Annotated in this window: 18 protein-coding genes and 5 pseudogenes; 10 read left to right on the top strand and 13 right to left on the bottom strand. The window is 63.9% G+C overall.

From position 1 onward, the window contains the following. Positions 1-225 precede the first annotated feature (225 nt). Together SLT36_RS19445 and SLT36_RS19450 are read left to right on the top strand one after the other, a co-directional pair. Positions 226-1,428, top strand: a complete 1,203-nt coding sequence (locus SLT36_RS19445) for a succinylglutamate desuccinylase/aspartoacylase family protein (RefSeq protein ID WP_432283997.1) — start codon at positions 226-228, stop codon at positions 1,426-1,428. A 203-nt stretch (positions 1,429-1,631) separates the two neighbouring features. Beyond that, positions 1,632-1,952 carry a hypothetical protein gene (locus SLT36_RS19450; protein ID WP_432283998.1) on the top strand — a complete coding sequence of 107 codons (321 nt, stop codon included), beginning with the start codon at positions 1,632-1,634 and terminating at the stop codon, positions 1,950-1,952. A gap of 108 nt (positions 1,953-2,060) precedes the next feature. Here SLT36_RS19450 and SLT36_RS19455 read toward each other — a convergent pair whose 3' ends face one another. Continuing rightward, a complete protein-coding gene (locus SLT36_RS19455) occupies positions 2,061-2,210 on the bottom strand; it encodes a hypothetical protein (protein WP_432283999.1) in 150 nt (49 codons plus the stop codon). A 73-nt stretch (positions 2,211-2,283) separates the two neighbouring features. Between SLT36_RS19455 and SLT36_RS19460 the strand changes: the two genes are divergently transcribed. From SLT36_RS19460 to SLT36_RS19470, 3 genes are read left to right on the top strand one after another with little or no spacing between them, the layout of a single operon-like run. Beyond that, the gene (locus tag SLT36_RS19460) at positions 2,284-2,637 is read left to right on the top strand and encodes a hypothetical protein (RefSeq protein ID WP_432284000.1); all 354 of its coding nucleotides are present in this window, start codon (positions 2,284-2,286) and stop codon (positions 2,635-2,637) included. Between the two features lie 5 nt (positions 2,638-2,642). Next, entirely contained in the window at positions 2,643-2,972 is a 330-nt protein-coding gene (locus tag SLT36_RS19465; RefSeq protein ID WP_432284001.1) for an ArsR/SmtB family transcription factor, read from the top strand. After that, positions 2,972-3,460, top strand: coding sequence for an SRPBCC family protein (locus SLT36_RS19470; RefSeq protein WP_432288399.1), 489 nt, complete (start codon positions 2,972-2,974; stop codon positions 3,458-3,460). Before SLT36_RS19465 ends, SLT36_RS19470 begins: the two co-directional genes overlap by 1 nt. A gap of 60 nt (positions 3,461-3,520) precedes the next feature. Here the strand turns inward: SLT36_RS19470 and recQ are convergent, their stop codons facing one another. After that, positions 3,521-5,320 (bottom strand): DNA helicase RecQ, encoded by a 1,800-nt coding sequence (gene recQ / locus SLT36_RS19475; protein WP_432284002.1) that lies wholly within the window; start codon positions 5,318-5,320, stop codon positions 3,521-3,523. 552 nt (positions 5,321-5,872) lie between these two features. Between recQ and SLT36_RS19480 the strand changes: the two are divergent. The 3 genes and pseudogenes from SLT36_RS19480 to SLT36_RS19490 all read left to right on the top strand — a co-directional run. Beyond that, positions 5,873-6,782: pseudogene (locus tag SLT36_RS19480) on the top strand (sulfite exporter TauE/SafE family protein); the annotation flags it as partial. A gap of 22 nt (positions 6,783-6,804) precedes the next feature. Next, positions 6,805-7,173: a TIGR02186 family protein gene (locus tag SLT36_RS19485; protein ID WP_432288400.1), complete on the top strand. Its 369-nt coding sequence runs from the start codon at positions 6,805-6,807 to the stop codon at positions 7,171-7,173. Then, a pseudogene (locus SLT36_RS19490) lies at positions 7,121-7,510 on the top strand (TIGR02186 family protein); the annotation flags it as partial. The gene SLT36_RS19485 and the pseudogene SLT36_RS19490, both read left to right, overlap by 53 nt. Positions 7,511-7,662: 152 nt before the next feature. Here SLT36_RS19490 and SLT36_RS19495 read toward each other — a convergent pair. From SLT36_RS19495 to deoC, 6 genes and pseudogenes are all read right to left on the bottom strand, one after another. Beyond that, positions 7,663-8,525 (bottom strand): annotated as a pseudogene (locus SLT36_RS19495) (ribokinase). Between the two features lie 138 nt (positions 8,526-8,663). Further along, positions 8,664-9,231, bottom strand: a pseudogene (locus SLT36_RS19500) (nucleoside 2-deoxyribosyltransferase). A gap of 111 nt (positions 9,232-9,342) precedes the next feature. Further along, on the bottom strand, positions 9,343-10,185 hold the full coding sequence (locus SLT36_RS19505; protein ID WP_432284003.1) for an aldehyde dehydrogenase family protein: 843 nt from the start codon (positions 10,183-10,185) through the stop codon (positions 9,343-9,345). Then, positions 10,104-11,154, bottom strand: a pseudogene (locus SLT36_RS19510) (aldehyde dehydrogenase family protein). The gene SLT36_RS19505 and the pseudogene SLT36_RS19510 overlap by 82 nt, the downstream one beginning before the upstream one ends. Beyond that, positions 11,139-11,522 (bottom strand): aldehyde dehydrogenase family protein, encoded by a 384-nt coding sequence (locus SLT36_RS19515; RefSeq protein ID WP_432284004.1) that lies wholly within the window; start codon positions 11,520-11,522, stop codon positions 11,139-11,141. The pseudogene SLT36_RS19510 and the gene SLT36_RS19515 overlap by 16 nt, the downstream one beginning before the upstream one ends. 449 nt (positions 11,523-11,971) lie before the next feature. Next, positions 11,972-12,961: a deoxyribose-phosphate aldolase gene (gene deoC / locus SLT36_RS19520; RefSeq protein ID WP_432288402.1), complete on the bottom strand. Its 990-nt coding sequence runs from the start codon at positions 12,959-12,961 to the stop codon at positions 11,972-11,974. Positions 12,962-13,260: 299 nt separating this feature from the next. On the opposite strand from deoC, the gene SLT36_RS19525 reads away from it, so the two are divergent. Then, the gene (locus SLT36_RS19525; RefSeq protein ID WP_432288404.1) at positions 13,261-13,977 is read left to right on the top strand and encodes a DeoR/GlpR family DNA-binding transcription regulator; all 717 of its coding nucleotides are present in this window, start codon (positions 13,261-13,263) and stop codon (positions 13,975-13,977) included. Positions 13,978-14,037: 60 nt separating this feature from the next. Here SLT36_RS19525 and SLT36_RS19530 read toward each other — a convergent pair whose 3' ends face one another. Genes SLT36_RS19530 through SLT36_RS19540 form a run of 3 tightly spaced genes read right to left on the bottom strand, consistent with a single transcriptional unit; the run spans position 14,038 to position 18,076 of the window. Further along, positions 14,038-15,009, bottom strand: coding sequence for a nucleoside hydrolase (locus tag SLT36_RS19530; RefSeq protein WP_432284005.1), 972 nt, complete (start codon positions 15,007-15,009; stop codon positions 14,038-14,040). Position 15,010: 1 nt separating this feature from the next. Next, entirely contained in the window at positions 15,011-17,230 is a 2,220-nt protein-coding gene (locus tag SLT36_RS19535; RefSeq protein WP_432284006.1) for an arylsulfatase, read from the bottom strand. A gap of 15 nt (positions 17,231-17,245) precedes the next feature. Continuing rightward, positions 17,246-18,076 (bottom strand): formylglycine-generating enzyme family protein, encoded by an 831-nt coding sequence (locus SLT36_RS19540; protein WP_432284007.1) that lies wholly within the window; start codon positions 18,074-18,076, stop codon positions 17,246-17,248. Positions 18,077-18,313: 237 nt separating this feature from the next. Between SLT36_RS19540 and SLT36_RS19545 the strand changes: the two genes are divergently transcribed. Further along, on the top strand, positions 18,314-19,258 hold the full coding sequence (locus SLT36_RS19545; RefSeq protein WP_432284008.1) for a LysR family transcriptional regulator: 945 nt from the start codon (positions 18,314-18,316) through the stop codon (positions 19,256-19,258). Between the two features lie 80 nt (positions 19,259-19,338). Here the strand turns inward: SLT36_RS19545 and SLT36_RS19550 are convergent, their stop codons facing one another. Further along, positions 19,339-21,570: an arylsulfatase gene (locus SLT36_RS19550; RefSeq protein WP_432284009.1), complete on the bottom strand. Its 2,232-nt coding sequence runs from the start codon at positions 21,568-21,570 to the stop codon at positions 19,339-19,341. Positions 21,571-21,678: 108 nt separating this feature from the next. Next, positions 21,679-22,503 carry an ABC transporter permease gene (locus tag SLT36_RS19555; RefSeq protein ID WP_432284010.1) on the bottom strand — a complete coding sequence of 275 codons (825 nt, stop codon included), beginning with the start codon at positions 22,501-22,503 and terminating at the stop codon, positions 21,679-21,681. Positions 22,504-22,506: the final 3 nt, after the last annotated feature.

Here is a 22,506-nt window from a genome sequence, read left to right on the forward strand (position 1 = left end):
TCCACCCCCTGGGCAGCATTGACCGGTCTCGAAGGATCCGGACGCGCTTGCTTCGCTCGGTCCGGCCCAGCACCGCTTTGCATACCATCCCAATCCTGGGCGCCGTGTCCATTTCTTTTCTGCCGGGCTGTACTCGATGAAGTGCCCGATGGACTGTTGTTCCTGATCGGATTCGACTGATCTGGCCGGCCATCTCGGCCGATCGTCTTGCAAGGAACCATAGCCATGGCGAATGAAAATGGAGAACAGCTCGACCGGCGCGGCTTCATGATTGCGTCGGCCGCCACCATCGGTGCTGCCGCAGCCCTGGTGGCCGGATCGACGCAGCTGCAAGCGGCCTCGACGCCGGCAACTGCGGCAACGAGTGGAACCCAGGCGACCGCCTACACGGGCGACGTCATCGACGGAAAGAAGGTCGTCACGTCGCTCGACGTGAACGAGCTGGAGGCCGGACAGACGCACCGGCTGTATTTTCAGGGTGTGCAGGCGCCCACCGGGCAGCACTGGCACGTCTCGGTGACAGTGGCCAAGGGGGCCAAGCCAGGCAAGCGTGTGGTCCTGACCAGCGGCGTGCATGGCGACGAGATGAGTTCCATACACACCGTCCATACGGTGATGAACCAGCTCGATCCGGCGAAGATGTCCGGCACCGTGACGGCGGTCACCGATATATCCCGCCCGGCCCTGGAAAGCATGCAACGCCGGTGGCCGAACCAGGGCAGAGGTCTCGATCTGATCGACATGAACCGGGAATGGCCCGGAAATGAGAACGGTCTCACCGCCGCAACTCGCCATGCAGGGCTGCTGTTCAACAGGCTGCTGCGGCCGAACGCCGACGCAGCGATCGATTTTCACACCGGAACGACCGGGTTCGAGGTCACCGCATTCAACATCGGCGAGATCGACAGGCCCGAGGTCAAGGCAATGCTGGATCTCTACCCTGTCAGCCAGATCCTCAACATGCCGAAATCAGCCTATCCCACCGTCTTGCACAATGCGTTCATCGATGCGGGAATCCCGGCGATTGCACCGGAGATCGGCGCTGCCCGCGTCCTGGATCGCGACATGATCGCATTGTTTGTCGAAGGGACAATGAACGTCCTCAAGCATTACGGGATCTTGGACGGGCCGATGGGCCGCACCGCCGAAGGCATGACTGTCTTTGTCGGCAATAGCGGTTTCCCGGTTCTGGCCACCGCAGGTGGCATCGTCGAGCACATGGTCAAACTCAACGACAAGGTCGTACCCGGACAAAAGGTGGCCATCCAGCGCGACAGCTTCGGCGAAGTGGTGGCCGAGTACACAGCCGGCGTGGCCGGGGAGGTATCGGGACAGCGCAGCGATGCAATGTCCGAGCCCGGCAACCCTCTCCTGTTCATTCTGTTCAACAAGACACCGCAGGAGGGTGTTGAAATTTATCCCGAATAGTCTTCTCAGCGAGCGACGTCCTGTCGGCGGGCATTGCGGCCTGCCCCTCGACACGACTCGACCGGGCAACACCATCAACAGCAATGGCCGGCACATCTGGCCCGGCCGAATGGGCGAAGGCGACCTGGGACATCGCGCGGTTTGAGGAATTTTCCCTTTCGTGCAGGCACTTCGCCTGCGCTGGTCAGACATGGAGGACCATCATGTGGAGAGAACTGGCGATCGCGGCAATAGGCGTCCTGACGCTGACAAATCTCGGGCATGCTGCGTCAGGCGCGGCGATCGGTGGAGGCGATCCCTATCCAGTCAGCGACTATAGCTGCGAGGACGGCACGCGCCTTGCCGTGCGCCTCCTCGGCGACCGTGCCTCGGTGTCGGTCAACGGCGCGGCCGCGATCGATCTGCCCGCCTTGGGACAGGACGGAACGACCTACTCGAACGGTCGGCAGACGCTGACCATCATACAGGGACGCCTGTCATGGGGCGTTGGCCGAGCCGTGCCATCCGCCTGCACAGGCGGTTGAGCGTCTCGGCGCAAGGGAGGCCGGGATCCAGCAATGGTTGGCGCCTGCAGCCGAACTCAAAGATCGATGGCGGTCGTCGATTGGCAGCAACCGCCATCGTTCAGGATTTCACGCCGCTGCCGCCGGCGGGGTCGGCTCACCAAGTGACAGCATCAGGCCAATGGCCCAGTTGAAGAAGGCCGCACCATTGATTACGTCGACAATGGCGACGTCGTCCAGGCCGGCCCGGCGCAGCTCGTCGATATGGCTTTCGGTCAAGCCGTGGGGCGTCTTGGTCAGGGCGGCGGAGGCGTCGAAGATGGCGTTCCAGGCCGGATCGATATCCGTGTAGATGCCCTCGTCGAGCAGTTTCTGGACATCTTCGCTGCGCCTCGGCGACGCGGTAGGACGGGCCGGTCACAGTTTTCCGCGTCAGCGGCCCCTGGGGATAGGCACCGTAGGGACCGCTGGCCTTGCCCTGCCGCACCTCATGCGCAACTGCGCTCGCCAGCGGCTTTTCCTGGTCGAACTTGTCGAGATAGTGCTTCGTCACCCTGTCGTCGCCATGCAGCCCGACGACGAGGCTGGCGATCGCGAAGCGGTCGCGGGCGGAATCCTCGCTTTGGTCGTCCGGGTCGAACAGCGCGAGAATACAAAGGTAATTGCCTTAGTGTTCTTGACAACAGGCCACGATCGGATTTACTAAGGTATATGCCTTACCATTCTACGCCACTCGATCTCGCCTTTCACGCGCTCAGCGACCCGACCCGCCGCGCGGTGGTGTCGCGGCTGGCTGCAGGCGAAGTAGCGGTCAGCGTGCTGGCCGAGCCCTTCGACATGGCCCTGCCCTCCTTCGCCCAGCATCTCAAGGTGCTGGAAGAGTGCGGGCTGATCGTCAGCGAGAAGCGCGGGCGCAGCCGCTGGTGTCGGCTGGTGCCGGCACGCTTCGACGAGGCGGCGGACTGGATGGAAGCAGAGCGCCGGCGCTGGGCCGAGCGCCTGGATCGGCTGGAAACTTATCTGGACAAGACGGAAGGATGATGAAGAACATGGAAAAGCTGTTTGAAACCTGGTCGCTCGACCGCGAAGTCGTGCTGGTCAAGCTGCTCAACCACCCGCGCGACAAGGTCTTTGCTGCTTGGATGGATCCCAAGGCGCTGGCCCAATGGTACGGGCCGGCCGGCCTCGCCATCGAGAGCCACAAAGCCGATATTCGCGAGGGCGGGGTCTGGCACTTCGACATGGTCGGCGTCTTCGAAGGCAAGCAGCAGCGATTCCCCAACCTGATGCGTTTTCTGGAGATCGTGCCGAACGAGCGCATCGTGATGGATTACGGTACGCCCGCTTCAGAGGATCCCGACCGTTTCCGCGTCACCGTGACCTTCGATGAGCAGAGCGACGGCAAGACGGTGCTGACCATGCGCCAGCTCCACCCCAGCGCCAAGCGGCGTCAGGAGGTCATCGGCTTCGGCGCGGTCGAATACGGGCTGCAGACGCTGGACGGCCTCGCCGCCTGGCTGGACCGCTAGGCTTTTGGCGCCGCGGTACATCTATCGACGACGGTCGATGCGGGGATGAGCCCCGCCTCGTCATTCGTGTGCTGCGATCACCTCGAGAAAGGCGGGGCCATAGCGGTCGAGCTTGGCTTCGCCGACACCGGGCACATTTGCCATATCAGCGCGTGACGCCGGCCTGGCTGCGGCCAGCTCGATCAACGTCTTGTCGTGGAAGATGACATAGGGCGGCACGTTCTGGGCCCGCGCGATCTCGGTACGTTTCCGCCTGAGCGCCTGGAACAGGTCCTGGTCAGCATCGCTGACGGCAGCCTGGGCCGCGCTGCGCGCGACCTTGCCGCGCCTGGCGCGCGCCGGCGCCGGCACGCGCAGCATCAGCGTTGGCTTGTCGCGCAGGAATTCGCGGCCGGCGGGCGCAATCGAAAGGCCGCCATGGCCGGAAAGGTCGACGTCGACGAGGCGCAGCGCAATCAGCTGGCGCAGGATCGCCCGCCAGGTGCGGTTGTCATGTTCGGTGCCGATGCCGAAGGTGGAAATCCTGTCATGGCCGAACTGGGCGATGCGCTCGTTGTCGACGCCCAGAAGCACGTCGACGACATAGGCCTGTCCGAAACGCTCGCCGGTGCGGTAGATGCATGACAGCGCCTTTTGCGCCGAAATGGCGCCGTCGAACAATTTCGGCGGCTCAGCACAGGTATCGCAATTGCCGCACGGTTCGCACTCGTCGCCGAAATAAGACAGCAAAACCTGCCGCCGGCAGCTTGCCGTCTCGGCCAGGCCCAAAAGCGCATCGAGCTTCTGCCGCTCCATGCGCTTGCGCTGGTCGGGTGCATCAGACTCCTCGATGAAGCGGCTGCGCAGCGCGATATCGTCATAGCCATAGAGCATCAGCGTGTCGGACGGCAGGCCGTCGCGGCCGGCGCGACCGGTCTCCTGATAATAGGCCTCGATGCTGCCGGGCAGGTCGATATGGGCGACGAAGCGCACATCCGGCTTGTCGATGCCCATGCCGAAGGCGACGGTGGCGACCATGATCACCGCCTCGCCATGCTGGAAGCGCATCTGGTTGGCCTCGCGCGCCGCCTTGTCCATGCCGGCGTGATAGGCCAGCGCATCATAGCCGAGGCCCTTGAGCCAGGCGGCGGTTTCTTCGGTCCGGCGTTTCGACAGGCAATAGACGATGCCGCTCTCGCCCTCGTAGCGCTTGAGGAACTCCTTGAGCTGGGCGCGCGGATTGTCCTTTTCCTCGATGGCGTAGCGGATGTTGGGCCGGTCGAAACCGGCGATGAAGGCGTCATCCGCGTCGATGTCGAGATGCGACAGGATTTCCGCGCGCGTCGGCTCGTCGGCGGTCGCCGTCAGCGCCATGCGCGGCACCCCGGCAAAGCGCCCCACCAGCGCGTCGAGCTGGCGATAGGACGGACGGAAGTCGTGCCCCCACTGCGACAGGCAGTGCGCCTCGTCGATGGCGATCAGCGACAGCTTCACGCTCTCCAGCAGCTCCAGCACATCGGGCCGCAGCAAGGTTTCAGGCGAGACATAGAGCAGGTCGAGCGCACCGGAACGGATATCCCGCCACAACGCGCGGCGGTCGTCGGGCGACAGGTCGGAGTTCAGCCCGGCCGCCCGCACCCCTGCCTGCCTGAGCGCTGTCACCTGATCGGCCATCAGCGCCAGCAGCGGCGAGACGACGAGCCCCATGCCGGGACGGACGATCGCCGGGATCTGGTAGCAGAGCGACTTGCCGCCGCCCGTCGGCATCAGCACGAAGGCATTGTTGCCTGCAATGACATGCTCGACGATCCGCGCCTGCGGTCCCCTGAACGCATCATAGCCGTAGACGGTCTTGAGGATGTCGAGAGCGGTGGCGGTCATCGGGCAGCACGGAGAATCATCTTGACCTCGTTCATAGCAGCTTCGCCGCCCTGACGATCATCGCTGCGCCTTTTTGTCGGTCAGCCTGTTGGTGGTGTCCTCAACCTGCCCATCTGTACCCCAGGGCAAGCCGCCACCCCAGGCACCGGCTTTTTCTCCCAGCTCCCATTCCTTCCTGGAATACCGTTAGTCCCAGTCGCTATGCGTGATGCGCCCTCGATGCTGATAGCGTGTCCCCACTCCCAACCGATCGACCTAACTGATCGCCCCAAACTGATCGACCCAAACTGATCGACAAAGTCCGATGCCATCGCTTCACAAACTGATCGTCCTGAAGAGGATCTTCGCCGAATTGCTCGGCGCATGCATGCGCGAACGGTATCACCCGGAACGGCACTATATGCGCGGCCCCGGCCCCGCCACGCTGAGCAAGGCAATGTCCGCCGACATGCCGCTTCGAGGTGGTCCGCGACAAGCCGAACAGGCCTAGCAGCCTTGAATAGCGGGCTTCCAGCCGAACCCCCAGCAGCCATTTCATGAGAAGTATCGCGGGTGGGCATTTATCTCCCGATTGCTGAGATGTCGGTCAATGTGTTCGTGCTCCTGGCGATGGGTGCGGCGGTCGGCTTCCTGTCTGGTATGTTCGGGGTCGGCGGCGGCTCCTGATCACGCCGCCGCTTCTGATCTTCTACAAACATCCCGCCCGCCATCGCTGTCGCCACCGGCGCCAACCAGGTCATCGCCTCGTCCTTCTCCGGCGCGCTCGCCCATCTCAAGCGCGGCACGCTCGACTTCAAGCTCGGCACGGTGCTTTTGATCGGCGGTATCGCCGGCTCGGCGGCCGGCGGCTTCGTCTTTGCGCTGCTGCGCGCCATCGGCCAGCTCGACCTGTTCATCTCGCTGCTCTACGTCGTCTTCCTGGGCACCGTCGGCGGGCTGATGCTGATCGAAAGCGTCAATGCGCTGCGCCTGACCAAGGGCGGCGTGCCGCCGGCCCTGAAGAAGTCGGGCCAGCACAACTGGATCCACGCGCTGCCCTTCAAGATGCGCTTCCGCACCTCGAAGCTGTTCGTCTCGGTCATCCCGGTGCTCGGCATCGGCGCCGGCATCGGCTTCCTCTCCGCCATCATGGGCGTCGGCGGCGGGCTTCATCATGGTGCCGGCGCTGATCTACCTGCTCAAGGTGCCGACCAATGTCGTCGTCGGCACCTCGCTGTTCCAGATCGTCGTCGTCTCGGCCTTCACCACCCTGGTGCACTCCTCGACCAACCAGACCGTCGACATCATCCTGGCGCTGGTCCTGATGGTCGGCGGCGTCGCCGGTGCCCAGTATGGCGCCAAGGCCGGCCAGAAGCTGCGCGGCGAACAGCTGCGCGCGCTCTTGGCACTGCTGGTGCTGGCGGTTGCCTTGCGCCTCGGCTTCGACCTGTTCGTCAAGCCGCAGAACCTCTATTCGCTGACCGGCGTGAGCGGGCTTCTGTGTGATGCGGGTCGCGGCATATCTCGCAGCCCTGATGCTGGCGGCAGCCCTTCCGGCCCGCGCGCAGGAGCCGGCGCATCCCGAAAGCATCCAGATCGGGCTCTCGACCGACCGCGTCGCCATCACCGCCGACTTCGCCGGTGCCGACCTCACCATCTTCGGGGCGCTCGAAAACGCCGACCCGCTGATCAACCGCCAGGGCCGCTACGACGTCTATGTCGTGCTCGAGGGTCCGGCGCGGCCGGTGGTGGTGCGGCGCAAGAGCCGCGTGCTCGGCATGTGGATCAACACACCAGTCGGAAACCTTCGTCAACGTGCCGATGTCCTATTCGGTGGCGACCACCCGCCAGCCGCAGGACATCACCGATCCTAACAACTACCGCCAGCTCTCACTGGGCGCCAACAACATCTACATGGAGCCCGAGGACAAGCGCGACAGCCCGCTGACCATCCAGGAGTTCACCGAGGCGCTGCGCGAGCGCAAGCTGGCGACCGGGCTCTACTCCGACAATATCGGCGGCGTGCATCCTGTCGCAGAGCCTGTTCCGCGCCACGCTGCACCTTGCCCCAACGTGCCGGTCGGCACCCACAAGGCGCGTGCCTTCCTGTTTCGCAACGGCATCTTCATCAAGGAAACCTCGGCCCAGCTGGCCATCGTCAAGTCGGGCTTCGAGCAGACCATCTTTCGCTTCGCCACCGACCACGGCTTCGGCTACGGCCTCTTCGCCATCGGGCTGGCCATGCTCACCGGCTGGCTCGGCAGGATCGTCGTCTCAGGAAGGATTGATGGGCGCATGTCGAGCGCGCCCGAGGCGTTATCGCCCCAGGGCGCCAGCGCTTTTTCTCGAATCAAGAAATCGCGCTATCTTCTTATTCTTGCGCGACTTCCTTGGCGAAATTCTCTAGCCGTTGGCGCGGATGAAGGCATCGATGTCCGCACGCGTCGGCATGGACGGTGCGGTGCCGGCTTCTGCACAGAAAGGGCGGCCACCGCCGCACCGAAGCGGACGGCATCGACCGGGCTGCGGCCTTCGGCAATCGCAACGGCGAAGCCGCCGTTGAACGCGTCTCCCGCCCCCGTCGTGTCGACGACCTTGGTTACCTTGAAAGCCGGGACGAAATGCGTGCCGGCCTCGCCATGCAGCAGCGCGCCCTTGGCACCCAGTGTGATGAGCGCATTGCGGGCTCCACGCCTGACCAGGCTGGCTGCCGCCTGCAGGGCGCCCTCGTCCGTTGCCGTGTCGATCCCGGTCAAAGTCGCGGCCTCGGTTTCGTTGGGGGTGACGAAATCACAATTGACGTAGATGGCGTCGTCGACCGGCAGCGCCGGCGCCGGGTTGAGGATGGTGGTGACGCCATGGCCGCGTGCCAGGCGAAGCCCTTCGATGGCCGTTTCGATGGGCTGCTCGAACTGGGTGACGAAGACCCTGGCGCCGCTGATCAGCCCTTCCGCGGCGCGGACGTCGGCGGGGCTCAGATTGGCCGCAGCACCACTCTCGATGATGATGGCGTTGTCGCCCGTCCTCGAGGAGACGAAGATGAACGCCGCCCCGTCGGAGCGGCCTCGTCGATCAGCACATGCGAGGTATCAACCCCATCTTGCGACCAGGTCTGCCTGGCCATGTCACCGAAGGAATCCTGCCCGACACGGGTGATCATTGCGGACCGCGCGCCAGCGCGTGCAGCTGCGATCACCTGGTTGGAGCCCTTGCCGCCGGGACCCATGGCAAAACCCTGGCCAAGCAGTGTCTCGCCGACAACCGCAGCCGCTCGGCCTTGAAGGCCAGGTCGGCGACAAAGGTTCCAAGCACACGACGATATCGGCACGATCCATCACATTGTCTCCCATTCCGAACACGAAAATCAGCGCGGGAACCTGGCCGCAGCCAGCCGCAGGCATTGCTCGAAGGCCTGATGGTCGGTGTACAGCGCCTCGGCCGCAACCTCGCATGTGACGATCGCACCGCCACGCGCCTCGATGCCGCCGTCGAGCATGAGATTGTCGATCGATCATCTCGAAATCTTCGACGGCCAGTCCATCCGGCCCCCGCGGCCTGCCCTGCGCGTCGGCCTCGATGCGCCCCTCATAGAGCACAGCTACCGAGCATAGTGATCGTCAACCGTGTTGGAAAACGCATAGGCGGGGCAGCCGCGGCGCACATGAAGCCGAGTTCGAATGCCGTACCGATATCCGCCGCGATGCCACGGAATGGCGTCAGATTGGCGATGATCATGTCGGCGCTCATCATCAGGCGTTCGTTGATCGAGCTGATGGCAAGCCCTTTCGCCCTTTTGGTATCGGTCGCCGGCACTTCGAGATCGCCGGAGAGACCGGAACGAAGCCGTAGCGCCTGGTCAATTCGATCTTGCGATCAAGCACCTCGCGCGCATTGGGCAGGAAGACTTCGGGGCCGGCAAGATAGATTTTCATGAAGGCGTGCTCTCGGACTGGACGTGATTTGCGCAAGGCAGGGCGTAAGGGAGTAAGGGAGTAAGGGAAGGCGAGAACCCTATTCCCCTATTCCCCTATTCCCCTATTCCCCTATTCCCCTAGTCGCCGTATGGGACCCAGACGTTCTTGACCTCGACGGCACGGCGGAGGAAGGCTTCGCCCTGGGCTGTCGGCCAGTCGAGGCTGCGGCCGGCCGGTCCAGACGCGCTTGAGATTGCCGACAGATTCAGCCTCCGCTTTGGCGCAGATCTCGGCCTCGGCGACGACCCAGAGGCCGTCGACGTCATCATGTTTGGCAAGCACCGCCGCAAGCTCCGCCGTATGCCCGGTGACGATGTTGATCGCACCGGCAGGGACGTCTGAGTACTCGAGCACCTGGTAGAGGTCGGTTGCCACGAGCGGGGCGGTGGAGGACGGCACCACGACGGTGGTGTTGCCCATGGCAAGGGCGGGGCGAGCAGCGAGATCAGCCCGCAGCGCGTGAATCGTCAGGGGCACGATGCCGATGACGCCGACAGGTTCATGCAGGGCAAGCGTGACGGTGCGCGCCGGCGGCTGGTGCACCCTGCCCTCGAACTTGTCGGTCATGCCGGCATAATAGAACAGCCGCTCGATCGAGGCCTCGACTTCTGCCTTGGCAGCCTTGTGGCCGGCACCGGTCAGTTCGGCGATGCGGGCAGCAAACTCTTCCGTACGGCCCGACAGGTTCTCGGCGAGGTAATAGAGCACCTGGGCCCTGTTGTAGGCGGTCGCCTCCGGCAGGCCTTGCAGGCGCGCGCCGCTGTCACAGCGTCGCGGATGTCCTTGCGGCTGCCCAAGCCGACCTCGCCGCGAGTTTTTGCCCTTGGAGGTCAGAACCGGCAGCGAATAGTTGCCGTCGGGGCGCACCTGCTTGCCTGCGATGAACAGCTTTGCGGTGCGCGTCGATGCCATAGCTTTCGCCATTCACGGGCCGTCTGTTTCGGTGCTGCCGCCTGTTTGATGACAGGGCCATGCGGCTCGCTCGGCGCCAGATATTCCTCCAGCCCCTCGCGCCCGCCCTCGCGGCCAAAGCCACTCTCGCGGTAGCCACCGAAGCCGCAGGCAGCATCGAACATGTTGGTGCCGTTGATCCAGACCACGCCGGCCTTGAGCTGCGGGGCGACATGCAGCGCCAGATTGACGTTCTCGCTCCACACCGAGGCGGCAAGGCCATAACGGGTGTTGTTGGCAAGCTCGACCGCCTCTTCGGTGTTGCGGAAGCTCATGGTGGCGAGCACCGGACCGAACACCTCTTCCTGGGCGAGGATGTTGGCGGGCGCAACACCGTCGCCAGCGTCGGCAGGTGGTAGTAGCCTGATGATGGCATGTCCTGGTCGGGCTGCCAGCAGACGGCACCCTGTCTTGCACCTTCCTCGACAAGGCGCCTGACCCGGTCGAGCTGGGTCTTGTCGACCAGCGGGCCGATGTCGGTGTTCTTGTCGAGCGGAGAACCGACCCGCAGGCGGCTCATCCGTGTCTTGACCTTGGCGATGAAGGCTTCGGCTACGCTCTCCTGCACCAGAAGCCGCGAGCCGGCACAGCAGACCTGGCCTGGTTGAACCAGATGCCGTCGACAAGCCCTTCGACGGCGCTGTCGAGATCGGCGTCTTCGAAGACAATGAAAGCCGACTTGCCGCCGAGTTCCAGCGACAGCTTTTTGCCACTGCCCGCCGTTGCCTTGCGGATGATCTTGCCGACCTCCGACGAGCCGGTAAACGCGATCTTGTCGATGCCGGGATGGTTGACGATCGCCACCCCTGCCTCGGGTCCGCCCTGGACGATGTTGACCACGCCCTTGGGCACACCTGATCGTTCGCAGATCTCGGCGAAGAGAATGGCCGTCAGCGGCGTGAACTCGGCCGGCTTCAGGCAACGGTGCAGCCGGTGGCAAGAGCGGGGGTGCGATCTTCCAGGCCAGCATCAGCAGCGGAAGTTCCACGGATGATCTGGCCGACGACACCGGCCGGCTTGCGGCCGGGGAATTCCTTGTCCAGCGACTGGGCCCAGCCGGCATGGTGGATGAAGTGGCGGATCGCCAGCGGCACGTCGATGTCGCGGCTTTCGCGGATCGGCTTGCCATTGTCGAGGCTTTCCAGCACCGCAAACAGGCGCTGGTGGCGCTGCATGGCGCGGCCGATGGCATAAAGCACCTTGGCCCGCTCGTAACCCGAGGCAGCGCTCCATTTGGGCAATGCCTTGCGGGCTGAGGCAACGGCCGCCTCGATGTCGGCGGCAGAGGCGTCCGACACTTTGGCCAGAAGCTTGCCATCAGAGGGATCGACGTGTCGAAGCTCTTGCCGTCAATGCCGGCGCGCCAGTCGCCTGCGATGAACAGCGCCTTGGAGAAATCGCGGGCCGCAAGCCAGGCATCGGCTTCGCTGCGGGCCTCGGGGCTGGGGCATAATCCATGGCGTGGTATCGTTCGAGAATGTTCATGAGAGGCTCCGGACTTTGCGGGGCTTGAATGGGGTTCGGCACTCACTGCCCGTCACACCCCCTCTGGCCCATGTCTGTCAAAGGGGCGGCCATCTCCCCCTTAAGGGGGAGATCAGCCTCCATTGACGTCGCCGCCAATCATCGAGGCTGGAGGAAATGAACTGCGGCGGGAGCTGCCAATCTCCCCCTTGCGGGGAGATGGCCGGCAGGCCAGAGGGGGTGTGTGCGAAGCGCCACCGTTGTTGCTTTCGCGCCCATCGCCTCACGCCATGGCGTGGCGGTGGTTGGCCGAGTAGCGGCCGCTGACGTGGTGTTCGAGCTGGCGTTCGATGTCGGTCAACAGGCTCGAGGCGCCGAAGCGGAACAGCTCCGGTTCGAGCCAGGGCCGGCCGAGCTCTTCCTTCATCAGCACCAGCCAGTCGAGCGAGACTTTGGCCGTCGAGATGCCGCCGGCCGGCTTGAAGCCGATGAGATAACCGGTCTGCTCGTGATAGGCGCGGATGGCCCTGACCATGGCGAGGCCGACGGGCAGCGTCGCATTGACGCTTTCCTTGCCGGTCGAGGTTTTGATGAAGTCGGCACCCGCCATCATCGCCACCATCGAGGCCAGCGTGACATTGCGCAAAGTCGCCAGATCGCCGGTGCCCAGGATGACCTTCAGATGCGCCTCGCCGCAGGCAGCACGCATCTGCCTGATCTCGTCATAGAGCTCCTGCCACCTGGCGCCGAATACCAGTCCGCGCGGAATGACGACGTCGATCTCGTCGGCACCGTCTGATACCGACGCCTCGATCTCGGCGAGACGTGTCGACAGGGGTGCCAGGCCATGCGGAAAGGCCGTCGACACCGCAGCGACATGGATGCCCGAGCCCTTCACCACTTCCACGGCAGTGGCGACGAACGGATGATAGACGCAGACCGCAGCCGGCCGGATCACCGTCTCACCCAGTCCCAGCGCCTCGGTCAGGTCGCGGCGCAGCGGGTTCAGCGCCTTGGCGCAGAGCCGGCGCACGCGCTCGTCGGTGTCGTTGGAATTGAGCGTCGTCAGGTCCATCAGCGAGACCGACCTGAGCAACCAGGCCGCCTGGTTGTCGGCCTTGATCGAGCGCCGTTTGGTCAGCGTGCCGACCCTGCGCTCCAGCGCCGAGCGGTTGACGCTGCGCATCGATTCCAGAAAACCAAGATCCAGCGCCATGCCGGGATTGCGCGGCAGGCCGACATCGGCATCTGACGCAGCACGCACCACGCGCATGATCGCGCCGCTGCCCTCATTCATTTCCATTGCCAATCCCACGACAAGATCCATCAAAGCGCTACCGGACAAGCGGCCACCACGATGTTTGTGCTTCGATCGAGAGCACGATCATGGAGCCGCCGAGACTGAAAAGGGCATTATACCTGTGATAATGTCAACATAAAAGTGTTATAATTCTCACAAAAAACCCGACAATATCCTGCAAACTTGTACTGCCTGGACCAACTTGTTACGTCTCTGACATTCAACGATGGGAGTATCCAGTGGCGAAAGCCGGCTCAGCAAAAGCGCAGCGCATGGAGCGCCTCCAGGCAGAGCTGGCACAAGGCCGGGCGCTGCACATCAGCGCCGTCGCGAAACTCCTTGACGTCTCCGAAATGACAGTGCGTCGCGACATCCAGCAGAATCCGGACCAACTGGGCTATCTCGGCGGTTATGTCGTTCCGCGCGGCATGTTCGAACCGGAGAACTCCTACACTCTTGATATGGCTGCCGATCAGCAGCGCGATGCCAAACGACGCGCCTGTGAAGCCGCCCTGCGTTACGTCAAGGCCGAAGAGACAATCTTCATCGACTGCGGCACGACGCTCATCGAATTGGTCGACCTCATCCCCAACGACATGCCGCTTACCGTTGTCTGTTACGCGCTCAATGTTGCCGAGCGGCTGGCACACAAACCGAATGTGACGCTCGTCATGCTCGGCGGCGTCTATTATCCCGCTTCCGCCACCTTCTTCGGCCCGGAGGCACTGGCCACCATCGCATCGCTCGGCATCAACGTGGCCTTGTTGTCGGCCGCCGGTTTCGACTGGGCGCGAGGCGCGACCTGCGCACATTTCCACGAGGCCGAGATAAAGCGAAAGGTCATGGTCACGGCCAGCCGCAATATCCTCGTCATCGACACGAGCAAGATGGGCAGACTGCGCTCCGTCCTGTTCGCCGAAAGCAGCAGCTTCGACGCTGTTGTCACAGAACGCAGTGAGGATGAGATCTCAGAGCGCGCCATGTCATGAGATCGCCGGGCCGGCGCCGGCCATTGCGCCGACACGGAGACTGCTCCAGCCATCTCGGCGTCAACCTCCCGGCGAGCCCAGGATCGTCCGCCGGAACAATTGGGCATAACGGGCGCCATCGACCGCCAGCGCGACATCGACAGGCTGCCCCAGGCTCGCGCCGTTCAGCTCGGATTCGCCGCGATGGGAACGACGGTCGACGATCGTCTGGCCGCGCGACCGCGATCCGTCCGTGCAGACGCTGACCGGAAACCTGTGCGTCGTCAGGCCGGCGGGGTCGACAACGGCGCAGACCGTGCCGGCATCACCCAGGGCTGCGATGGTACCGGCAGGAATGCGCTTCTGGTCGGAATCCTTGACCGCCATGTGCCGGAACAGCTTGGCGCACAACTGCGCCACCGGCCGGCTCGACCTTTCGAGTGCCGCCACGTCGTCTTCCGACACGGCCGCGCTGTAGAAGACATCGAGCCCGTACATGACAGTCGGAATGCCGCTGTCGACGACGATCGCCGTCGCTTCCGGATCGGCCCAGCTGTTGAATTCGGCGACCGGCGTGGCATTGCCGACGCTGGCGCTGCCGCCCATGAAGACGATCCGCGCAAGCCGGGCCGCCACTTCGGGATACATGCGCACCAGAAGCGCGACATTGGTCAGCGGTGCCAGCGCAATCAGCGTCGGCGGCGTCGGGCTGGCCAAAATCTGTTGGCGCATGAGCTCGACGGCATGGAGGTCGCTGCCGCCTTCGTGGACATCGAGCTCCAGCCCGGCGAGACCGTTATGGCCGTGGACATGGGCGGCGTCGCGCGGGGCGGCGATCAGCGGACGCGAAGCGCCGCGGGCGACCGGAACGTTTCCTGCACCGGCGACGGCAAGGACGGCACGGGTGTTGCGATAGACATTGTCGAGCGAGGCGTTGCCGGCAACGCAGGTCACCGCCCGCAGGTTGATATCAGGGTGGAGTGCCGCAAATGACAGCGCCAGCGCGTCATCGACGCCGGTATCGACATCGATCAGAACTTCGACTTGTGCCATATCACTCGGTGCTTTCCATTGCTTCTGCGACGTCCTCGATCAGCGGCTGGTCGAGGAAGTCTATGGTCAAGGTCTCAAACGACCGCCCCCGGTAGGCGAAGTCGGCGGGATAGGCGCTGGAGACCCTGTCTGCCGCATCCGTGCCGACATCGATGCCCCAGAACGACAGATGTGCGGCGGTCACCGGAATACGTGCCGCCCCTACCCTCCGGCGGCCGTGCAGCAAGACGATTTCGGCAGAATGGCCGTTTCGGTTGTGGAGAGCAAATCCGGCCTCGCAGGTTCCCGTGGGCAGGACGGCATCGGCGACACAGACGACACGGTGGCCGAGCTGCACATGTTCGAAGGTGAGCCGCCCGTCCATGACATAAAGCACGTAGCCGCCTTGCGCGTCGCCACTCGAGACCAGCACGCCATCTTCGCCGGCGGCGCGGTCGCGAAACGATGCAGTGACGACCATGGATCGTTCCGAACCCGCGATCATGCTGCTGATCGGCACATGGCTCTGGCCCGGGCGGAAGACCAGCCTGTCGCGTGACATCAGCCCGATGGGCGGCCGGGCGCGCAGCAATTGCACCAGCGTACGGTCATCAAGCGGCAGCACGTTGTTGGCCTCGGCTTCCTGCCACCAGCGGCCGATCATTTCCTTGAGCAGGTCGGGCTCCTGCCCGGCGCAATCCTGCGATTCCGAAAAATCGCCCTCGGTGTCGTAGAGCCGCCAGCTGTCGTCTTCATAGGCGTCGCCCTGGCGATGCTCGGTGACCGCCCGCCAGCCTTCATGCCAGATCGCGCGATGACCGAGATTTTCCCAATATTGCGTGGCCCGCGGCGCCGGTGCATCGGCAGCATCAAAGGTCGATGCGATGCTGCGGCCGTCACAGGGCAACGGATGGTCGAGACCCGCCAGCGACATGATTGTCGGCGCGAGGTCGATGACATGGGAGAACTGCGTCCTGACCTCGCCTGTCGCGGCGATGCCGCCGGGCCACGACACCACCATGGGCGAGCGCACGCCGCCGAGATCGACATGCTGTTTGTAGCGGCGGAACGGCGTGTTACCGGCCATCGCCCAGCCCTGCGGATAATGGGCGCCGCCGTGGCGTGTGCCGATATGGTCGAGGCGCTTGAGCTGTTCGTCGACGCTCTGCGGCAGGCCGCTATAGGGTGCGTTGGTGTCGACGGCACCATCCTTGCCGCCTTCACGGCTGGCGCCATTGTCGGAAAGCACGATGATCAGTGTGTTGTCGAGCTCGCCAAGCCGTTCAAGCTCGTCGACAAGCCGACCGAGATGCAGGTCGGTGTGCTCGAGGAAGCCGGCATAGGCCGCCTGAAGATGGGTGTAGAGCAGTTTCTGATCGTCGGAGAGCGTGTTCCAGGCCGAAACCTCCTCGTTGCGCGGCGCAAGTTCGGTCTCTTCAGGCGCGATGCCAAGCGCCTTCTGGCGCAGCAAGCGGTCTTCCCGCGTCGCGTCCCAGCCCTTGGCGAAGACATCGACATAAGGTTCGATGAAGCGACGCGGCGCCTGGAACGGCGCATGGGTGGCGCCGAAGGCCAGTTGCAGGAAAAACGGCTCCTCGTCGCGGAAGACAGTGTGGTCGCGGACATAAGAAATCGCCCGGTCGACCAGATCCTCGGTGAGGTGGTAATCCTGGGGAAATTCGCGATCGACCTGGTGGTTGTCCTCGCACAGCTCGGGCGTCATCTGGTCGGTGCAGCCGGGAAGGAAGCCATAGAACCGGTCGAAGCCGCGGCCGAGCGGCCAGTTGTGATAGGGTCCGGCCGGCGAGATCTCATGCGACGGGGTCAGGTGCCACTTGCCGACGAGATAGCTGCCATAGCCCTGCTCGCGCAGCATGGCCGGCAATAGCGCCACGTCGCGGTCGATTGAGCCGCGCGAATTGGGGAAGCCGGTGTCGGTGTCGGACAGAAAGCGCATGCCGACGGCGTGATGGTTGCGTCCGGTCAGCAGGCAGGTGCGCGTCGGCGAGCAGAGCGGCGTGACGTGGAAATTGGTGTAGCGCAGCCCGCGCGCCGCCAGCCTGTCGATTGTCGGCGTGTTGATCTCCGAGCCGAAGCAGCCGAAATCGGCCCAGCCGGTGTCGTCAAGCACGACAACCACGATGTTGGGTTTCTGCTGCTTGTGGTTGCGGCTCGTCGGCCACCAGGGCGTCGACTCGGCGACGGTGCGGCCGACACGGCCCGGAAACTTGTCATGTTTCATTGCAGTTCCTCGAAATCAGAAAGAGCCGGCTGATGGCGCCGGCATGTCGGCCGTGCATCGAAAGCCAAGGTGGCTCGAGGCGGCATCGACGGCGTTGGAGGTGCGCGCCGAGACGCGATAACGATTGCAGTGGCTGCGGTGGCAGAGATAGGAGCCGCCGCGCATCGCTTTCAGCTGAGGCTGGCTCTGCGACCAGCTGTCCGACGTCCATTCCCAGACATTGCCGACCATGTTGAACAGGCCGTAGCCATTCGGCTCGAAGGCATCGGCAGGCGCGGTCGAGAGGAAGCCGTCCTCGGCCGTATTCTCCCGGGGGAAACGCCCCTGCCAGATGTTGCAGCGGTGCCTGCCCTGCTCCAGCAGCTCGTTGCCCCAGGGATAGATCCTGTCTTCGAGCCCGCCCCTGGCGGCGATCTCCCATTCGCTCTCGCTCGGCAGCCGCTTGCCGCTCCAGGCGGCATAGGCCGTGGCATCGTTCCAGGAGATATGCACGACCGGATGGTCGTCGCGGTCGCGCCAGTCGGTGCCGGCGCCGTCGGGCCTCGACCAATTTGCGCCGCGCACCGGCAGCCACCATTCCGGCGAGCCGGTGTCGAGATCAAGCACATCCTTTTCGGCGTGGGGATGAAGCTGGGCGTAGAAGACGAAGGACCAGCCGATCCGCTCCGCCTCGGTGACATAGTTGGTCGCAGCCACGAAACGGGCGAAGGCGCTGTTGGTCACTGCCGTCCTGTCGATCAGGAAGCCGGGGCTGGCGACCATCCGCCGGGGCCCCTCGCGATCCTCGGCATAGGCCTCGGGACCATCATGGCCGATGCGCCAGACGCCGGCGGGGACAGCCGACATGGCGGAGAGATCAGCCTTGCGAGCGGCTGGCCTGGCCTCGTGTGAAGGGGCCAGTTGCGGCTCGCTTACCCGGACGGGTGAACAACACGACATCGCGGCGTTTCCTGGTGATAGCAGGAGCTTCAGCTGGTGACTTCAGCTCCGGGCGATAACAGGATTATTTGACAAAGCTCCATCAGGGGCCAATACATTTAGGCTTGAAGGTAATTCCAATAGGTTATGAGGCAGGCACCCGGCATGTCGTTCGAAGTCCCCAATCTGACGCTGCTCAAGCACTTCGTCACCGTCGCCGAAGACAAGGGAATATCGAAGGCGGCCAAGCGCTTACGCATCTCGCAGCCGGCGCTCTCCAAGAATGTCAAGCGGCTGGAGGAGATGCTCGGCACGCGCCTGTTCGAACGCCATTCCAGCGGCGCCGACCTGACGCCGACCGGGCAGGCCTTCTTCAACAGGGCGCAGATCATCGGGCTCGAATACGAGCATGCGGTGCAGGAGATCCGCAATCTCCTGTCCGAGCAGGACGCCACGATCAGGGTCGCGGCCGGCCCGGTCTGGTCGTCGACAATCCTGCCGCCGGCGGCGTCACGCTTTCACCGGCGTTTTCCCAGGCATCGGCTGTCGGTGCAGACAGGACCGGTCGACCAGCTGATCGAGGATCTGCGGCTTGGGCGGGTCGACATCTTTGCCGGTGCTGTCATTGCCAAGAGCCGGCTGCCCGGCTTCACCTCGCGCCGGGTCGCCAAGGCACAGATCGGCATCATGTGCGCCGAACATCACCCGCTCGCCAAGGTGGAGGGCCCGGTCGACCCGATGGAACTGGTCAAATACCCGTTCGTCTCGTTCAACCTGAACCGGGACGTGCTGAAGATGCTGTCCGACTGGTTGAAGGAACGGGGAGCGCCCCCTGCCCGCTATTTGCTCGAGACCAGCTCGCTCTTCACCTGCGCCGAGCTGGCGCGCTCTGGCGACTATCTGTTCTTCGAATCGACGATGGTGGCCGGCAGCCCGATCGGACAAGGCCTGAAGGTGCTCAAGACCGACAAGGAGATCTTCCAGTACGATCTGGGCTTCGTCTTCCGCCAGGGCATGGACCGGCTGCCCGCCCATAGCGGACTGATGAAGGCGATGGTCGAGGTGTTCGAAAACAGAGGCCTGCGCAGCCCGCAGAACGCCGCCGACTAGGCAGCGCCCAGGAGCAATCCCAGGAAAAACCGCGCAGCGGCTTCCCCTGGACAATTACGCAAAAACAAGAAGACAGAGCGTCAGTCGATTTCGCCGCTTGGCGGCACGATCTCGCGGTCATCGCCGAGTTCGATCACCAGCCGGTGCAATATGCCGGTGAAGCGGAATTCGCCGTCGATGCCGTCGCAGACAGGCGGCAAGCCGCTGCGGCCGATGAACATCGGCGCCAGCGCAATGCGCAGCAGCGTCTGGTGCTCACGCTCGCCGGCTTGCGCCTGGCCGTTCATGACAAGGCTGCCGACGCCTTTGAGAAGGCCGGTCTTGCGGTATTCGAAGCCGAGGGAAACGGAGCCGAATTCAGTCAGCGGCGCCGACACCAGGCGGGTGATCTCGCCGACATGGTTGTAGCTGTAGTTCAGCCTGCCATCCTTGAGATAGAGCACATAACCGCTGCCATTGTTGCCGTAGCTGACCAGCGTGCCTTCGGACTGCGGATCGATTGTCACTTCGGCGGTGATCCGGTGCGAGGTGTCCTGGGTCAGGGGTGCCGCTGACGACGGGATCGATTCGAGCTGCGGATAAAAGACGTAGCGGCTGCGCGAACGGATGGAATCAGGCTTCGCCTTGGCGCGGAAACGGACCTCGCGGTCGTCGAGCGGCATGACGTCGTAGCGGCCGGCTTCCGCCCACCAGCGTTCCGTCATCTCGCGCAGCTTGGCCGGGTTCTCGCTCGCCAGATCGCGGGTTTCGTTGAAATCCTCGTCGAGCTTGTAGAGCTCCCAGTCGTCGAGCTCGAAATCGTCGCCGCGCCGGTGCTTGGTGACGGCCTTCCAGCCCTTGTGCCAGATGCCGCGGTGGCCGAACATCTCGAAATATTGCACGTCCTTGCGCGTCTCCGCGTCGGGCGCATCGAAGGTGTAGGCAAAGCTGGTGCCGTGCACCGGCATCTGGCCGACACCTCGGTAGATTTCGGGGGCGGTGACGCCGCAGACCTCGAGCACGGTGGGCGTGATGTCGACGACGTGGTGGAACTGATGGCGAATGGCGCCCTTGTCGGCGATGCGCCGGGGCCATGACACGATCATCGGGTCGCGCACGCCGCCGCCATGGGTGAAGGATTTGAACAGGCGCAGCGGCGTGTTGCTGGCCTGGGCCCAGCCCCAGGGGTAGTTGCTGTTGCTCCTGGGGCCGCCGATCTCGTCGATCTCTGCCAGATTGCGTTCGAAGGATTCCGGAATCTGGTTGAAGCGCCTGAGCACGTTGGTCGTGCCCTCTGGTCCGCAATCGATCGATGCGCCATTGTCGGAGATGACGACGATCAGCGTGTTATCAAGCCTGCCCGTCGTCTCGAGGAAATCGAGCAGCCGGCCCAGTTGCTCGTCGGTGTATTCGAGGAAGCCGGCATAGGCCTGCTGCAGCCTGACGGCGACGCGCTTCCGGTCGGCCGAAAGCAGGTCCCAGTTCTCGACGCCAGGGGCGTCGGGCGGCAATTCGGTATTTTCAGGCACCAGGCCCATCGCCTTCTGCCGTTCGAGCCGCCTTTGCCTGACAACGTCCCAGCCGCAGTCCCAGACGCCGTCGTAGCGATCCATATAGGCCCTGGGCACCTGATGGGGAAAATGCCCGGCCGAGAAAGCGAGGTTGAGGAAGAACGGCTTATCAGGGGCGAGCGAGACATGGGCGCCGAGCATCGCCATCGCCTTGTCCACCAGGTCGGCAGTCAGGTGATATCCGTCTTCGGGCGACTTCGGCTGGGCGACAGGGTGATTGTCCTCGACCAGCTCGGGATAATACTGGTCGGTGCTGCCATTCATGAAACCGTAGAAGCGATGAAAGCCGCGGCCGAGCGGCCATTGGTCGAACGGTCCGACGGCGGTGATTTCGTCGGTCTGCGCGACGTGCCACTTGCCGACGGCAAAATTGGCGTAGCCGGCGCTTCCGAGCATTTCGGCGACCGTCGCTGCCCGATGCGAGATCGAGCCGCGGCCGTTGCGGTAGCCGAAATCGAAATTGGCCAGGCAGCGCATGCCGACGGCATGATGGTTACGCCCGGTCAGCAGGCTGGCACGCGTCGGCGAGCACATGGTGGTGGTGTGGAAATTGCTGTAGCGCAGCCCCTGTTGGGCAAGCCGGTCGAAATTGGGCGTACGGATCTCCGAACCGAAGCAGCCCAGGTCGGCGAAACCGACATCGTCGAGAATGACATAGATGACGTTGGGGCTGCCGGACGCCGGCATGGGCCTGGCTTCAAACCAGCTGTCCGACTCGTGAAAGGTGCGGCCGATACGGCCTGGATTGTGGTCGTTGGACATTGGGGCGCCTCGGAATTCGGACAAACCGGAGATGCCGCATCGCGTTATCAGACCATGCCGCATCGATCGCAACCCGGCCTGCCCCAGGGCAGGCCGGGTCCTTGAAGATTACATCGCGGCGCCGGGATCCCAGCGGATGACCCATTTCTCGAGCATCGAGACGATGGCAAAGCCGGTGATGGCGATGACAGACGCCGTCAGGATGGTCGCAAACAGCCGCGGCGCGTTGAAGTCGAACATGCTTTGCAGCAGGAGATAACCGATGCCCTGGTTGGCGCCGATCCACTCGCCGACGATCGCGCCGAGCACACACATCGTCACCGAAATCTTGAGCGCCGAGAAGATGTAGGGCAGCGCGCTGTAGATGCGGATCCTGAGGAACACTTCGGTCTTCGACGCCGACAGGACATGCATCAGTTCGAGCAACTGCGGATTGACGGCGCGGAAGCCGCGGACCGAATTGACCAGCGTCGGGAAGAAGCAGATCAGTGCTGCAATCACGATCTTCGGCTCGATGCCGTTGCCGAGGATGATCTTGAGCACCGGCGCAATTGCGACGATCGGGATCGTCTTGACCAGGATCGCGACGGGATAGAACATCTCCTCGACGACCTTGTTGTAGACGAAGGACACCGCCACCAGAAGGGCTATGGTGTTGCCGAGGAGAAAGCCGAGAAAGGCTTCGGTGATTGTCGGAACGGCTGCTTCGATAAGCAGCGGCATGTCACGCGACAGCGCGCCGGCGACATCGGTCGGCGCGGGCACCAGATAGGACGGCACGCCGAACAGCGTGACTATGAGCTGCCACAGGATCAGCGTCAGGGAGAGCCCGAGCACGGCCATGCCGAGCGCTCGCATCACGTCGGGGCCTGGGAGGATGCTCCAGATGCGCGGCAACGGGGTGGCGGTTTCGATGGAACGGTCAACGCTCATGGC

The organism is Aminobacter sp. BA135 (assembly GCF_050859125.1).
Classification (GTDB): Bacteria; Pseudomonadota; Alphaproteobacteria; order Rhizobiales; family Rhizobiaceae; genus Aminobacter; species Aminobacter ciceronei.

Coding starts and splice junctions, on each gene's coding strand:
- SLT36_RS19445 (WP_432283997.1), top strand. CDS start 226: ATGGCGAATGAAAATGGAGAACAGCTCGACCGGCGCGGCTTCATGATT.
- SLT36_RS19450 (WP_432283998.1), top strand. CDS start 1,632: ATGTGGAGAGAACTGGCGATCGCGGCAATAGGCGTCCTGACGCTGACA.
- SLT36_RS19460 (WP_432284000.1), top strand. CDS start 2,284: ATGCCCTCGTCGAGCAGTTTCTGGACATCTTCGCTGCGCCTCGGCGAC.
- SLT36_RS19465 (WP_432284001.1), top strand. CDS start 2,643: ATGCCTTACCATTCTACGCCACTCGATCTCGCCTTTCACGCGCTCAGC.
- SLT36_RS19470 (WP_432288399.1), top strand. CDS start 2,972: ATGAAGAACATGGAAAAGCTGTTTGAAACCTGGTCGCTCGACCGCGAA.
- recQ (WP_432284002.1), bottom strand. CDS start 5,320: ATGACCGCCACCGCTCTCGACATCCTCAAGACCGTCTACGGCTATGAT.
- SLT36_RS19485 (WP_432288400.1), top strand. CDS start 6,805: ATGCGGGTCGCGGCATATCTCGCAGCCCTGATGCTGGCGGCAGCCCTT.
- SLT36_RS19505 (WP_432284003.1), bottom strand. CDS start 10,185: ATGGCATCGACGCGCACCGCAAAGCTGTTCATCGCAGGCAAGCAGGTG.
- deoC (WP_432288402.1), bottom strand. CDS start 12,961: ATGCGCGTGGTGCGTGCTGCGTCAGATGCCGATGTCGGCCTGCCGCGC.
- SLT36_RS19525 (WP_432288404.1), top strand. CDS start 13,261: ATGGAGCGCCTCCAGGCAGAGCTGGCACAAGGCCGGGCGCTGCACATC.
- SLT36_RS19530 (WP_432284005.1), bottom strand. CDS start 15,009: ATGGCACAAGTCGAAGTTCTGATCGATGTCGATACCGGCGTCGATGAC.
- SLT36_RS19535 (WP_432284006.1), bottom strand. CDS start 17,230: ATGAAACATGACAAGTTTCCGGGCCGTGTCGGCCGCACCGTCGCCGAG.
- SLT36_RS19540 (WP_432284007.1), bottom strand. CDS start 18,076: ATGTCGGCTGTCCCCGCCGGCGTCTGGCGCATCGGCCATGATGGTCCC.
- SLT36_RS19545 (WP_432284008.1), top strand. CDS start 18,314: ATGTCGTTCGAAGTCCCCAATCTGACGCTGCTCAAGCACTTCGTCACC.
- SLT36_RS19550 (WP_432284009.1), bottom strand. CDS start 21,570: ATGTCCAACGACCACAATCCAGGCCGTATCGGCCGCACCTTTCACGAG.
- SLT36_RS19555 (WP_432284010.1), bottom strand. CDS start 22,503: ATGAGCGTTGACCGTTCCATCGAAACCGCCACCCCGTTGCCGCGCATC.